Origin of the sequence: Dolichospermum sp. LEGE 00240 (assembly GCF_015207875.1) — a bacterium.
GTDB lineage: Bacteria > Cyanobacteriota > Cyanobacteriia > Cyanobacteriales > Nostocaceae > Dolichospermum > Dolichospermum gracile.
Window position 1 is genome coordinate 1 of the sequence record NZ_JADEVZ010000046.1, and the last position, 12,816, is coordinate 12,816.

A 12,816-nucleotide genomic window follows, 5' to 3' on the forward strand; every position below is an offset into this window, starting at 1 on the left:
CAAAAAGCGATGGGTTGTGGAACGTACTTTTGGCTGGCTGATGGGTTGTCGTCGATTAGTCAGAGACTACGAGTTACTACCTGAAACATCAGAGACTTTTATCTATCTAGCTATGATCCGTATCATGCTCAGGCGATTGGCATAAATTTTGACTCCTCAAAACTTTTCAAACATCCTCTTAAAGGTCTTTTGGCATGAACTCATAATCTATGTTCATGTCTGCCTCTTTTTCACAAATTTTAGAAAAATAAATCCATGAGATATGCAAGTAATTTTGCTAATCACTACTGCAATTTTCATCTTTAGTCCAGTGTATGTATTTGCTGCTAATAATCTCGATCAAGATAACTTGGTCAGTTGTAGAAGTAGTAAAGAAGAAACTCCCAGTGATTCCACAAGCGATCGCTCAGGAGCTTAGTTATCTCTGGGATTATCCATCCAAGTAGTAGCTAATCCTACAGAACTTTATGTAGGGAGATTGGACAAAATTCTTGGTTCAAAAGTTCCAACAGCATAAAATGCGGTTCTTAATATTACTGCTGATTCAGGTAGTTGCACTCATATCACTATTTACCAATTCGCCAGCATTAGCAGTTACCCTTAATCCCTGTCCTCCAGGAATGGTAATGATTTCTGGAGGTACATTCAAAATGGGAGCAGATGATTCTGGTTTTGAGGAAGAGAGAACAGGAGAAAACGTCACAGTTAGCTCCTTCTGCATTGATAAATATGAGGTAACAAACGCCCAATTTACTGAATTTGTCAAAGCCACAAAGTATGTAACAGTTGCCGAGCGCCCGTTATCAAAAGAACAGTTTCCCGACTTATCAGATGAAGAAAGATTACCCGGTTCTCTGGTATTTCAAATGCCAAAACCAGGAGTTAAACAAGTTCAGCTTCTCAGTTGGTGGCATTGGACACCCGGTGCTAATTGGCAGCATCCTTTTGGGACTGATAGCAGCATTACAGAGAAAGAAAACTATCCAGTTGTGCATATTGCTTATGAAGATGCCCTAGCCTACGCCCAATGGGCAGAAAAATTACTACCAACAGAAGCACAGTGGGAATACGCCGCTCGTGGTGGATTGGATGGGGCAACTTATACCTGGGGAAATCAATATTCAGCTAAAAAAGCCAACACTTGGCAGGGAATCTTTCCCTTTTTTAATACCAAAGCCGATGGTTATGTAGGAACAGCAAAAGTAGGCTCTTTTCCAGCCAATGGTTATGGACTTTACGACATGACCGGCAACGTTTGGGAATGGACTTCTGACTGGTTTAGCTTGGGACATGACAACAAAACCCACAGTGTTAACCCCACTGGACCAAATAAAAGTTTTGACCCTAAAAAACCTACAGAAACTGCCCTTCATGTCATCAAAGGAGGCTCTTACTTATGTGCGCCGAACTATTGCAGCCGCTACCGTCCAGCCGCACGAGAATCAGAATCTCCTGATACCGGAACAACCCATATCGGATTTCGCTTGGTAAAGAACTTACAAGACTAACGCAAAATATCTCTCAAACCCTCTTATCTCCGTGTCCTCTGTGCCTCTGTGGTTCGTTAAAAGATTAAGTTTCGCGCAAAGACGCGAAGGAGCAAAGGCGCAAAGTTGTAGATTTTTTATACAAGGTTATTGTATGTCACGTTCAATTTCACGGGTGCTGTCTCTATCTTTCCTCATCACATGGTTGATAGTAACAAGCCCCGCACTAGCAGATACAGGAAAAGTATTACCGATTAATCCACCATCTTTTAAAGGTAAAATCGGCATTACTTACAAAGAATCAACACCAGATTTTCCCGCACCAATTAAAGCTCCTGAAAAAGCCCCCAATATATTATTAGTATTATTGGATGATGTAGGTTTTGGCCAAGCGAGTACATTTGGTGGTGCTATAGAAACTCCGAATTTGACTCGTTTGGCGGGAAAAGGATTACGTTACAACCAATTCCACACTACAGCCCTTTGTTCACCTACCAGAGCAGCTTTATTAACTGGACGCAATCATCATTCAGTGGGTACAGGTGTAGTTGCAGAGTTAGCATCAGGCTTTCCTGGTTACACAACTATTTTACCAAAGAGTGCGGCTACTGTAGCGGAAGTATTGCGGCAGAATGGTTACAATACTGCGGCTTTCGGTAAATGGCACAATACACCAGATTATGAAACCAGTGCGGCTGGACCCTTTGATCGCTGGCCGACGGGGTTAGGATTTAAGTATTTTTACGGATTTTTGGGTGGTGATACTAACCAATGGAGTCCGGCTTTGGTGGAAAATACGAAGCGGGTTGCACCACCAACCAATAACCCTGATTACCATTTGACTCCAGATTTAGTAGATCATGCCATTAGCTGGATTCATTCTCAACAGTCTATAGCCCCCGATAAGCCCTTCTTTACCTATTTGGCTACCGGTGCTACTCATGCACCTCATCACGCTCCTAAAGTCTGGATAGACAAGTATCAAGGCAAGTTTAATCAAGGCTGGGATAAATTACGAGAAGAAACCTTTGCGCGTCAGAAACAACTGGGTGTAATTCCTGCTAATGCCCAACTTACTCCCCGTCCCAAAGAATTACCAGCGTGGGATTCCTTATCTCCAGATGATCAAAAAATCTATGCCCATGAAATGGAAGTATTTGCGGGATTTTTAGCATATACAGACCATGAAGTAGGAAGATTAATTAATGCCATTGACCAAATTGGGGAATTAGACAATACCTTAGTTTTCTACATTGTTGGTGATAACGGTGCTAGTGCAGAAGGTGGTTTAGCAGGTAGCGTCAATGAATTAAAAGTTTTTAATAAAGTACCCGAAAGTCGAGAACAACTGTTAGCTTCTTTAAATGACTTAGGTAGTCCCAAAACCTTTAATCATTATCATGCAGCTTGGGCTTGGGCTGGTACTACTCCCTTCCAATGGACAAAGCAAATAGCTTCTCATTTTGGTGGCACTCGTAACCCCTTAATTATTGCATGGGGCGATCGCATCAAAGATCAAGGCGGACTTCGCAGCCAATTCCATCATGTCATTGATATTACGCCAACTATTTTTGAAGCTGCGGGAATTACTGCACCTACAAAAGTTAATGGAGTGAAACAACAGAAGATTGAAGGTACTAGCCTAGTTTACACATTTGATGATCCTGAAGCTGCTTCTGAGCGTAAAACTCAGTATTTTGAGATGTTCGGAAACCGGGCTATTTATGATGAGGGATGGGTAGCTGCGGCTCGTCATCCTCGATTACCTTGGCAAGGTACAATTAATGCTGACTTTGAGAAAGATCATTGGGAACTATACAACATTGAGGAAGATTTCAGCGAAGCGAATAACTTAGCATCTGAAAATCCAGAAAAACTGGAAAAACTGCAAAAGTTATTTTTATCAGAAGCGCGTAAACACAAAGTTTTACCATTAGATGATCGCCTTTCTGAACGTTTTGATGTTCAAAGTCGTCCTTCCCCGGCCGCAGGACGCACAACTTTTACTTACTATTCTAGTGGAGTCAGTATTCCCGAAGGTAGCGCCCCAAGTTTAAAAAATAAATCTTTTAGCATTACGGCTGATGTGGAAATTCCCGAAAGTGGTGCGGAGGGTGTTCTCTTAACTCAAGGGGGACGGTTTGCTGGTTGGGGATTTTTCCTCGAAGATAGTAAACCAACTTACGTTTACAACTTTGTAAATTCGGAACGCTACATTATTCAATCTCCTGAAAAATTACCCCCAGGTAAATCAAAAATCAGATTTAATTTTGATTATGACGGTGGTGAAGTTGGTGCTGGTGGAAATGGGAAGTTATTTATTAATGATCAACAGGTAGCTGAGGGTCAGATTGAAAAAACTTTACCCTACCGTTTGGCTTTAAATGAAACTTTTGATGTTGGTAGAGATACAGGTACTCCTATTGTGGAAACCTATCAAGTACCGTTTGCATTCACAGGTAATTTACAGAAAGTTACTTTGAATTTGAAGTAATCGTTTTCTCACCCAGAGGCGCAGAGAGCAAGATTGAGAGGATATTTGCAAATTCATACTCAATAGACATCTCCAAAAAAGAATGTAGAGACGTTCCATGGAACGCCTCTACAAGGGTTCTAGGATACGCATATTTAATTTCTGGAGATGTCTAATTATTTTCTTCTCTGGTGTGTCGCGCCAGTTACTACAAGTCGGGGAACCCGCCCAACGCACTGGCTTCTCTGTGCCTCTGTGGTTAGTTTTAAAAAAGATTTTGAGGCTTAACAGAACTATATTGAATATTCCTTTCTTCTTTGCCTGTTGGCGCGAAATAAGAAATTTATGAATGAAATTATCCCCATCCTTGACAAAATTGCATTTTTGGCTTTTGTTGTTGCGACTATGTTTGGTACAGGCTTAAAGTTAACTGCACAACAAATTTGGCAGCCTCTTCGTAATATCCGGTTGGTTGTTTTATCGCTATTAGCGAATTTTATTTTAGTGCCACTTTTTGTATATTTGCTACTGCAAGTAATACCTGTTAATGAACCTGTGAAAGATGGTTTGATCATTATGGCATTGGCATCAGGACCTCCAGCTTTACCTAAACTTGCCCAAATAGTGAAGGGGAATTTAGCTTTTTCTACAGGGTTGATGATGATGTTAATGTTTGGCACTGTTTTTTATATGCCAACTGTATTACCATTGATTTTGCAAGGTGTACAAGTCAATTCTTGGGATATTGCTAAACCTTTAATATTGATGATGTTAACACCGTTGGGAATTGGGTTATTAATTAAGGCAAATTATGAAAATATAGCTGTCGATCTCCAAACAATTACTTTCAAAATATCTAATTTTGGATTGCTTTTAGGTTTGGGAGTGAGATTGATAGTACACTTCAATGAAATTATTATTTTATTGAAAACTGGTGTCATCTTTGTTTGTGCTATTTTTATTATCTTCTCTTTTACTGTGGGTTATTTATTGGGTGGTCCTGGTATTGATACTCAAAGAGTGTTAGGAGTAGGAACTGCACAACGTAATTTTGCCGCAGCATTGTTAATAGGTACGAGCAATTTTGATAATCCTAATGTGATCAGTGTGATTATGGTGACGAGTTTATTAATGATGGTTTCAGTTCTGATTTTGGGGAAAAATTTACCAGAATTAGATCAAGGACAGGGTGCAGATTTAGAAAAGGCAGAGGTTTTGTGATTAAATCACAGCTTACCGATCAGTTGGTCATATCCTGCTTTAAATTCAGCGATCGCTTCCTCGGCTAAAGTTTCGACAAAGCGACCAGTAATTTCTTGATAACGTTCGTGTCCAGGTGAAGTAGCCACAATTTCTAAATTACCCCGATAATAAGTTAAGGGGAGACGACGATTTTCAATGCTAACCTACTTATGCCAACTAATCCCCGATAAATGGATAACTTCTTGCGGTTGCATCAGGATTTTTTGAGTCATGTCCGCTATACCTGTAAAATATCTATCCCTACTTTTAATTTAATCCAAAAATTAAATGACTATACCTTTTGTTTGTCAAATTGCAAAATTTCGTACTATAATGGGGGTGTGAAGTACATGGGGCTTTAACGGTTTCGACAGGTTGGCGAAAGCTACTCTGTGATTCAGGTCGAGAGCGAGTCATCTCTCGGAAATCAAAGACTCGAAAAAAAAGTAAATGCGAACAATATCGTAAAATTTGCTCGTCGGGAAGCTCTAGTAGCTGCCTAAGAAACCTCTTTTAGGTTCGAGCGTCTTTAATTTGACTCCGTTAAGGATTAAAGACCTAACCCCCAACGGATGCTCCAACAAGCGTTCTCTGGTTGGCTTGAAGGCTAAGATTAAATCAGAGCATCCTACGTTCGGGATAATGAACGATTCCCGCCTTGAGGGTCAGAAAGGCTAAACCTGTGAACGAGTGGAGGGTTAATACCCAATTTGGACATGGGTTCGACTCCCATAAGCTCCATTTTCAATTTTCAATAATTATTTAGCCCGCTGAACACTTTGATGTTAGGCGGGCTTTTTGCCATTGGGGGATTTCTTGACATGGATATCCTGTTCCCAATTTATTGGTACGGGATGATGTTGATAGTTAGACTCGCTTTAAAGCATCCCGTTTTTTGCGATCTGCTGTCAAAATATCTGCCATGACTATGAGTGCTTGCGCCATTTTTTCCAGGTTGGAACTGTATAGTTCTAAGTCTTTGATGAGTTTATCTTCAGAGATATGCAACCCGTTAGCGATCGCTTTGAGTGCTTCACCCTTTTGTTTATCATCTTTGACAAGTTCAGGATCTGACTGTACCAATAATGCAAATAAACCAACACCAAATAGGCGACTATATTTAAAGTTGGAATTGGTAGCAATCGTTTCTAGTTGCTGTTGCAAATCCCCATCTTGATCTAGGGAACTTTCCCGACTCAAACCAGCAATCAAGTCCTTAACTGGTAAACTGGCAGCTAAGGCTTCCAATCTAGAGGCATCTTGTCGGTAGCGTTGGGGGTCCTGTTCCACAGCTTGACAAATTGCCCGGAAAATTGATTCTTTATCCTGTTCTGGTTCGTAGCCGTCCATGAAGCGGTCAAAAGTTGTGACAACGCCCAAGGCATAAATGGCATTGTAGCTAAAATCAACATTGACTGATAGTAGGTGCATTTCTACCATCAACTCTTCCACTACCCGGCGGTAAATAGTGTTAATTGGCCTGGTATGAAGAGTATAAAAGGTTCTTTTTGTATCAGATACTGTACGGACGTTATTCACAAAGAAAATTTTAGTAAAGACGTATTCCTCTTCTCTAGTATGAACTAATCAGGCCTAATTCGTGAAAGTCATTCGATTTTAGATTTTAGATTTTGGATTTTCATCCAATGGTATCTCACCCAATTGTCCGAGGTACACCCTCTAGGGCTTCTTCTTGAGTTTCAAAGATTTCAAATACTGTATCCATCATTGTGACTTCAAACACAAGCTTGGCTTCTGGGTGAATATTACAAATACGAAAACTGCCCTTAACCTTATCAGCATCACGCATACCAGCGACTAAGGAAGTCAGTCCAGAACTATCAATAAAATTTACTTGGCCTAGATCAATAACAATATGACGACTAAGCTTAGAAATACATTCCTGTAGTTTCAGCCGAAATTGCCAAGCAGTGGTAATATCTAAGCGACCTGCCGGAGTTAACATTATTATTGTGCTGCCGTCTTGAGTTGTGTAGATGTTTTGCTCTATATGAATCATTGAATTAACATCTTTTTGCTAATATTTGCTAATCGAAACAATCATCAGTAGGGGTTATAAAAAAAATAAGCAAGAGGGGGAGAGAAGGAGTGCCTCTTGCCCCTTAGATCTTGCCTATTCTTGAATTGGTTTCCAGTTAGTCCAATCTTGAGGTTTAAGGAAAGTCTCATACAACTCGGCTTCGGGGGAATTTGGTTCTGGTTTGTAGCCATATTCCCAACGGACTAAAGGTGGTAGAGACATGAGAATTGATTCTGTGCGGCCGTTGGTTTGGAGTCCGAAAATTGTTCCCCGGTCATAAACCAAGTTAAATTCTACATATCTACCACGACGGTATAATTGGAAATTGCGTTGGCGATCGCCATATTCCATCCCCTGCCGACGTTCCGCAATTGGCACATAAGCTGGTAAAAATGCCCCGGCGCAATCTTGAACTAAAGCAAATATGTCTTCCCAACTCCGTGACGGTAGTTCACCTACCTGATTGCTATAAATCGCTGCTTCCCCATTGGGATCTGGACCGCGATAGATAGCACCTTGACCGTCTTGGTAATCTAAAAATAATCCACCAACGCCCCGTGTTTCATCTCGATGTTTCAGATAAAAATATTCATCACACCAGCGCTTGAACACAGGATAATATTCAGGATGGTGTTGATCACAAGCTTGTTTAAAAGTGTTATGAAAATGTTGTGCATCTTCAGCAAAGGGGTAATAAGGTGTTAAGTCCGCACCACCGCCAAACCACCAAACTGGGCCTGCTTCAAAGTAGCGATAATTTAAGTGGACTGTAGGTACATAAGGATTGCGTGGGTGCAACACCAAAGAAGTCCCCGTTGCATAAAAGCCATGTCCTGTTGCTTCTGGACGTTGGGCTAAAATCGAAGGAGGTAAATGAGAACCCCAAACTTCAGAGAAATTTACACCTGCTTGTTCAAAAATTGCTCCGTCACGCAGTACACGCGATCGCCCCCCACCCCCTTCTGGACGCTGCCAACTATCTTCTTGAAACTTCCCCAGACCATCTAATTTCTCTAAACCTTGGGTAATTTCATCCTGCAAATTCTGCATAAACTGACTAACTCTAGCCTGAGCATTAATTCCAGGGAGAACATCAGATGATTCTTTTGTGATAGTGGGGGTTTGCGAGTTGGTTAACATAGATTCCCGAACCTAAAATTACAATTTCTAAAACAAGTACAAATTTTTGTTGTCAAAACTTGTCAGCAGCCAGAGTCACAAATCCGGCTTAATTTGCCAAAACGGTTTTTTATTATACGTCAAAACACAACCGTTCAAAACGCCTTCAAATCTCCATTGGCACGGAATTTACTCCAATTCACACATATCACATCTGAACACCCCTTTTCACAGTTAGAGAAATAATCTTATTATTACTTGAGTTCGACCTAAGATAATTTTTAGAAAACTGCCCCAAATATGAGTCTCAAACCCTTATGATCTCGTTGAAAAAATCATAACTCTGTTCGCGTAGCGTCTCCGAAGGAGAAACTCCTAACACCGAACTCAGGTTTATTATTCAGTCTACAAATTTTCTCTTCTCCACAAGCTCCTTGAATAAAAACTTAACGGTCTTTACTTGCTCGCATTTCCACATCAAAAACCTCTTTTAATTTGACTAGGATAGAATTAGTTGGGATTTAACAGGCTTAACTAAATTAAATAACTCCCTCGCACAGTAATACAACGGAGGGCGGGGAAACCCCTACAGGCTTGGGGATGAGAAACTGTACCTCATAACACGCACAAATCATATAAAATAAAAAGCACTGGTAAAACCAATGCTCAAGTCCATAATCAATACAAATTGTCAAGTTATTAGGACTTACGCACGCTCACTAATTTACCATGATGTGAATGAACGAAATTGCGTCGTTTTCGGCTTTGGGAATAACTTATTGAGTAGGGTGCGTCAGATAGAGGGAATCTGTTTTTTTGTCAAAATATCGTGTCTGACGCACCCTACAAGGGATAAAATTTACCTCACATATTTGGGGAATCTTGTCAATGCGTAAATCCTAGTTATTTAAGAATTGGATTTTTTTAACTTTTGTTTTTTCCGGCGTTTTTCTGTAGTGGCTACACCATGTTCTACTGGATAACCAGCCACGGGAATGACCTGATATTTTCTGTCTTCTTCTAAATTTTTAAGTTCTGTGTAATCAACCCAGTGGATACAATCAACAGGACAGGTATCTATGGCTTCTTGAACTACCTCTTGTATGTCTCCATCTTGACGGAGGACGCGCGATCGCCCATAATCTTCTTCAATGAAAAAAGTATTTCGGGCAACATGGGCGCAATGCTTACAGCCGATACAGGTAATTTCATCCACATAAACGCCTTTTTGCCGCACCAGTCCACCTAATTCCGGTTCTAGGCCAGAACGTTCGGGGACATCTCGGAAAAAGCTCCCTAATTCTGGTTCTAAACCGGAACGATTATATTCCTCTGCTTGTGGCGACGGCGGCTTAGACATTACGCACTCCAGCGTTGTACTATTAGGCGAATAGAACCATCTTCCTGTTGCTGTTGTTCTGCCACTTGGAAGCCAACTTTAGTGGTTTCTTTGACTACTGTTTGATAAGCATAACGTTGAGTTACTTGACGGACAAACCCATCCACAGATAGATTTTGTTGCCAATATTGTAAATCTGCAACTAATTCGTATTCTTGACCATTCCATCTAAAACCGATGTCGTAGCCGTTTTGCTGTTCAATTGTTACTTCGGCTGCATGAGTTTGACCACGATAACCACGTACCTCACAAGGTCCAGGTTTCCAGTCTATTCCCAAATCGGAAAGGGCATCTTTCAAGGATTCCAGATTACGGATTTGTGTTTTAATTTGGCTAAAGTGTGACATAGTGGTTTGTAATCAATGAACATTAACTAGTTGGAAAACTTACCATTCGCTGTGGGCGGTTTGTGTATTCGCCACACTATTTTGTTGCGGGTTAGTGGCAAAAAACTCTGAGGTTGGTTCATTACTCAACACTCGTCCTAGCTGGGCTTCTATGGCTGCTGTCACCTCAGCACAAGATGCACCGATAATACCGGTGACTTTTTCTTGTACTCGACCATCTGGATAAATGATGAATTCTAATGTTTCCATGCTTTGAAAGCCAACCTAGATAGTAGATTTGAACTTGGCTGCCTGATTTCAGACTAGCTCAAAATTTAGGGATAGGAATTTAGATACGAATCTGCCACTTCTCCCATAATTTCCCATACTTAAGGGCATATATTTCATAGTTTTTACAAAATTTATTATTTTGACTAGTATTCACCTTCATTAATTATAAGTTTCTCTTGACCTGATCAATTAGTCAATATGAGGACTGCCAAAGATCAGAAATCATCAAGAACCTGATTAAATTAACCTTGTGGACAATATCTCTAGCCAAAAACAGGCATCAGAAAAAATCTCAGTCTTATTGAAAAATCTTATTATTATCATTGATTAAACTAATACAGGGGTTTTGTACTTGTTAGCAGGTATAATTGTTATCAGTTTGGCATCATGAGTATTGACAACTATTATACTATACTAGCGATTTTCCATAAAAACTATGAAATTTAGAGATTGGGCAACTAGAGTCATTCTGATTTTTTTAATGTTAGCTACCCTGATTCTAGCTGTATTTATTGGGGGTGCAAGACAAAAAAACAATCCAACAATTGCATCTACTTCAGAGGTGACAACGTGGAATCAGTATTCACCAGCGCAATTACAATCAGCAGTAACTAAGCCAGGAAATCAGCAAAAATTAAGATCATCTCCCACAAAGATTAATAAAACTAATCCTTTATATATAACTACTAGGGATTTTGCTAATTATAGACCTAAGTTTGTCCAGGTTAAGGTTGATCCTAGCAATTATGGCGATCGCTATACCGCAGATGTTAATGGTGTACCTTTTAATAATCAAGCCATTATTGTCCTTCATGAAACTACTAATTCTACTTCTAGCGCCATTAATTTTTTTCAAACACCCCATGATGATGAAAGTGTTCAAGCCAGTTATCATGCCATAATTGCCTTGGATGGACAGGTGATTTATTTAGTACCCCCAGAAAAACGTGCTTTTGGTGCTGGTAATTCGGTGTTTAAAGGAGCTAATGGTGTGGAAACTGTGCAAACTAATCCTAATTTACCCCCATCTGTCAATAATTTTGCTTATCATGTATCTCTAGAAACTCCTCCAGATGCTTGGGGTAAAAATAATATTCAAGGACATTCAGGATATACAGAAGCTCAATATAATTCTTTAGCTTGGTTAATTGCCCAAAGTCAAGTTCCTGACGAGAGAATTACCACTCATCGTGCGGTAGATGTGGGTCATGGGAAAGTTGACCCCTTAAGTTTTGATCGTGATAAATTTATCAACAAATTGCATTCTTTTCGACAGTTACAAACTTTTAATTAGGGATTGCTAAATAAAGCTAAAACCATTTATTAATAAGAGTTTCGCGGATTTTTATCACAAAAAGGCGCAAGGTTTTGGCTGATGGTGTCTCAAAATAGGTGCATTTTTCCTTGTCGGATTTGGAAAATTGAGGATATCCAGATAGTTGAAACTGTCACCTGTCCCCTCCCCTCACAGACAACTTATTCAGCAAACCCTAATTAGGACTTTGAAAAAGTTGTCGGTGATAAGTTATTATTAATATGCAAAATAAATCAGGAAATGGAGGAAGAATAACTGCTATTGAAGATTTAAACACGGATGGAGTTTCTTTGTCCTGTACAGAGGTCCAGAGAGCCTACTTATCACAAATAAATTTAAAAAAAGCTAATCTTCAGGCTGCTAATTTTTCTGGTTCTACGCTCTATGGAGCAATTTTTGAACAGGCTAAGTTATATCAAGCGAAATTTATATGTATTGAGCAGGGACAATGCACTGATTTATATAAAGCTAATTTTCAAAAAGCTAATTTAGAAGGTGCAGATTTAAGAGGTGCAGATTCAAGAGAAGTTAGTTTTGTAGAAACTAATCTTCAAAATGCTAAGTTACAAAAAGCAGATCTGCAAAATGCTAACTTCCAAAATGCTAATTTAAAAGGTGCAAGCTTAGAATGCGCTAAAGGCTTAACCTCTGAACAAGTAAAACTTGCAAAATCTTGGCAATCAGCAATCTATGATCAGCAGCTTTCTAAACAATTGGGCTTATCTACATATTCAAAAATAAATTGTTTAAAGCTAAAATTTAACCCTTCGACAAAGGAGTGGGAAGAATCTTGATAAAGTTATCTTGGAATATGCGATCGCTACGGGGGCTTCGCAATGTTTTCCGTTGATAATTTGCTAGGGGCGAACTGCTTGCAGCAGCGCTTCGCGATCGCATTTGGTGATTTTCTTGGGGGAAATCTAAGAGCGATTCCTCCGAAGCGCTCCGTAGGAATCGCCACAACACACTTAATTCATCAGTGTCACCATCGTATTCAAGTAAGGTTTCAGTCCCCTTGCGGGGATTAGATGTGCGGAAACAGGGAGTAAGTGAAATTGCAATAAAGATATTTACCATTGGGTAGAGTTTGGGAGTGGTGTTTCAATCCCTAATAGGGAGTAAG

The 12,816-nt window shown here is 39.9% G+C and carries 14 protein-coding genes, 1 other RNA gene and 1 CRISPR repeat array (1 of these 16 only partly in view); of the genes, 8 read left to right on the plus strand and 7 right to left on the minus strand.

The features are described from left to right. The 5 genes from IQ226_RS15435 to IQ226_RS15455 all read left to right on the plus strand — a co-directional run. On the plus strand, positions 1 to 145 hold a 145-nt coding region (locus IQ226_RS15435; RefSeq protein WP_193896740.1), incomplete at its 5' end, for a transposase. A gap of 117 nt (positions 146 to 262) precedes the next feature. Further along, positions 263 to 418, plus strand: a complete 156-nt coding sequence (locus tag IQ226_RS15440) for a hypothetical protein (protein ID WP_193896742.1) — start codon at positions 263 to 265, stop codon at positions 416 to 418. Positions 419 to 518: 100 nt separating this feature from the next. After that, positions 519 to 1,508, plus strand: coding sequence for a formylglycine-generating enzyme family protein (locus tag IQ226_RS15445; RefSeq protein ID WP_193896744.1), 990 nt, complete (start codon positions 519 to 521; stop codon positions 1,506 to 1,508). A gap of 133 nt (positions 1,509 to 1,641) precedes the next feature. Continuing rightward, positions 1,642 to 3,981, plus strand: coding sequence for an arylsulfatase (locus tag IQ226_RS15450; protein WP_193896746.1), 2,340 nt, complete (start codon positions 1,642 to 1,644; stop codon positions 3,979 to 3,981). Between the two features lie 324 nt (positions 3,982 to 4,305). Further along, positions 4,306 to 5,181 carry a bile acid:sodium symporter family protein gene (locus IQ226_RS15455; protein WP_193896748.1) on the plus strand — a complete coding sequence of 292 codons (876 nt, stop codon included), beginning with the start codon at positions 4,306 to 4,308 and terminating at the stop codon, positions 5,179 to 5,181. 5 nt (positions 5,182 to 5,186) lie between these two features. Here the strand turns inward: IQ226_RS15455 and IQ226_RS25605 are convergent, their stop codons facing one another. Then, on the minus strand, positions 5,187 to 5,309 hold the full coding sequence (locus IQ226_RS25605) for a hypothetical protein (protein WP_255539971.1): 123 nt from the start codon (positions 5,307 to 5,309) through the stop codon (positions 5,187 to 5,189). A gap of 245 nt (positions 5,310 to 5,554) precedes the next feature. Between IQ226_RS25605 and ssrA the strand changes: the two genes are divergently transcribed. Continuing rightward, positions 5,555 to 5,946: a transfer-messenger RNA gene (ssrA, locus tag IQ226_RS15465) on the plus strand. Between the two features lie 123 nt (positions 5,947 to 6,069). On the opposite strand, the gene psb29 is transcribed toward ssrA, so the two are convergent. The 6 genes from psb29 to IQ226_RS15495 form a co-directional block, all read right to left on the minus strand. Next, complete coding sequence (gene psb29 / locus IQ226_RS15470; RefSeq protein ID WP_193896750.1) at positions 6,070 to 6,741, minus strand: photosystem II biogenesis protein Psp29; 672 nt, start codon at positions 6,739 to 6,741, stop codon at positions 6,070 to 6,072. Positions 6,742 to 6,856: 115 nt separating this feature from the next. After that, on the minus strand, positions 6,857 to 7,222 hold the full coding sequence (locus IQ226_RS15475) for an STAS domain-containing protein (protein ID WP_193896752.1): 366 nt from the start codon (positions 7,220 to 7,222) through the stop codon (positions 6,857 to 6,859). 114 nt (positions 7,223 to 7,336) lie between these two features. Next, positions 7,337 to 8,383, minus strand: a complete 1,047-nt coding sequence (gene hemF, locus IQ226_RS15480; RefSeq protein WP_193896754.1) for an oxygen-dependent coproporphyrinogen oxidase — start codon at positions 8,381 to 8,383, stop codon at positions 7,337 to 7,339. A gap of 886 nt (positions 8,384 to 9,269) precedes the next feature. Next, positions 9,270 to 9,722 (minus strand): ferredoxin, encoded by a 453-nt coding sequence (locus IQ226_RS15485; protein WP_193896756.1) that lies wholly within the window; start codon positions 9,720 to 9,722, stop codon positions 9,270 to 9,272. Next, positions 9,722 to 10,108: a DUF1257 domain-containing protein gene (locus IQ226_RS15490; RefSeq protein ID WP_193896758.1), complete on the minus strand. Its 387-nt coding sequence runs from the start codon at positions 10,106 to 10,108 to the stop codon at positions 9,722 to 9,724. Before IQ226_RS15490 ends, IQ226_RS15485 begins: the two co-directional genes overlap by 1 nt. Before the next feature lie 39 nt (positions 10,109 to 10,147). Continuing rightward, a complete protein-coding gene (locus tag IQ226_RS15495) occupies positions 10,148 to 10,357 on the minus strand; it encodes a DUF2997 domain-containing protein (RefSeq protein ID WP_053539079.1) in 210 nt (69 codons plus the stop codon). A gap of 457 nt (positions 10,358 to 10,814) precedes the next feature. Between IQ226_RS15495 and IQ226_RS15500 the strand changes: the two genes are divergently transcribed. Then, positions 10,815 to 11,672: a peptidoglycan recognition family protein gene (locus IQ226_RS15500; RefSeq protein ID WP_193896760.1), complete on the plus strand. Its 858-nt coding sequence runs from the start codon at positions 10,815 to 10,817 to the stop codon at positions 11,670 to 11,672. 242 nt (positions 11,673 to 11,914) lie between these two features. Further along, complete coding sequence (locus tag IQ226_RS15505) at positions 11,915 to 12,487, plus strand: pentapeptide repeat-containing protein (RefSeq protein WP_193896763.1); 573 nt, start codon at positions 11,915 to 11,917, stop codon at positions 12,485 to 12,487. Between the two features lie 231 nt (positions 12,488 to 12,718). Further along, positions 12,719 to 12,816: a CRISPR direct-repeat array (repeat unit 37 nt) (it continues 4,171 nt past the right edge of the window).

Excerpts from the sequence above, each read along its gene's own strand:
- IQ226_RS15440 (WP_193896742.1), top strand. The coding sequence starts at position 263 with ATGCAAGTAATTTTGCTAATCACTACTGCAATTTTCATCTTTAGTCCA.
- IQ226_RS15445 (WP_193896744.1), top strand. The coding sequence starts at position 519 with ATGCGGTTCTTAATATTACTGCTGATTCAGGTAGTTGCACTCATATCA.
- IQ226_RS15450 (WP_193896746.1), top strand. The coding sequence starts at position 1,642 with ATGTCACGTTCAATTTCACGGGTGCTGTCTCTATCTTTCCTCATCACA.
- IQ226_RS15455 (WP_193896748.1), top strand. The coding sequence starts at position 4,306 with ATGAATGAAATTATCCCCATCCTTGACAAAATTGCATTTTTGGCTTTT.
- IQ226_RS15475 (WP_193896752.1), bottom strand. The coding sequence starts at position 7,222 with ATGATTCATATAGAGCAAAACATCTACACAACTCAAGACGGCAGCACA.
- hemF (WP_193896754.1), bottom strand. The coding sequence starts at position 8,383 with ATGTTAACCAACTCGCAAACCCCCACTATCACAAAAGAATCATCTGAT.
- IQ226_RS15485 (WP_193896756.1), bottom strand. The coding sequence starts at position 9,722 with ATGTCTAAGCCGCCGTCGCCACAAGCAGAGGAATATAATCGTTCCGGT.
- IQ226_RS15490 (WP_193896758.1), bottom strand. The coding sequence starts at position 10,108 with ATGTCACACTTTAGCCAAATTAAAACACAAATCCGTAATCTGGAATCC.
- IQ226_RS15495 (WP_053539079.1), bottom strand. The coding sequence starts at position 10,357 with ATGGAAACATTAGAATTCATCATTTATCCAGATGGTCGAGTACAAGAA.
- IQ226_RS15500 (WP_193896760.1), top strand. The coding sequence starts at position 10,815 with ATGAAATTTAGAGATTGGGCAACTAGAGTCATTCTGATTTTTTTAATG.
- IQ226_RS15505 (WP_193896763.1), top strand. The coding sequence starts at position 11,915 with ATGCAAAATAAATCAGGAAATGGAGGAAGAATAACTGCTATTGAAGAT.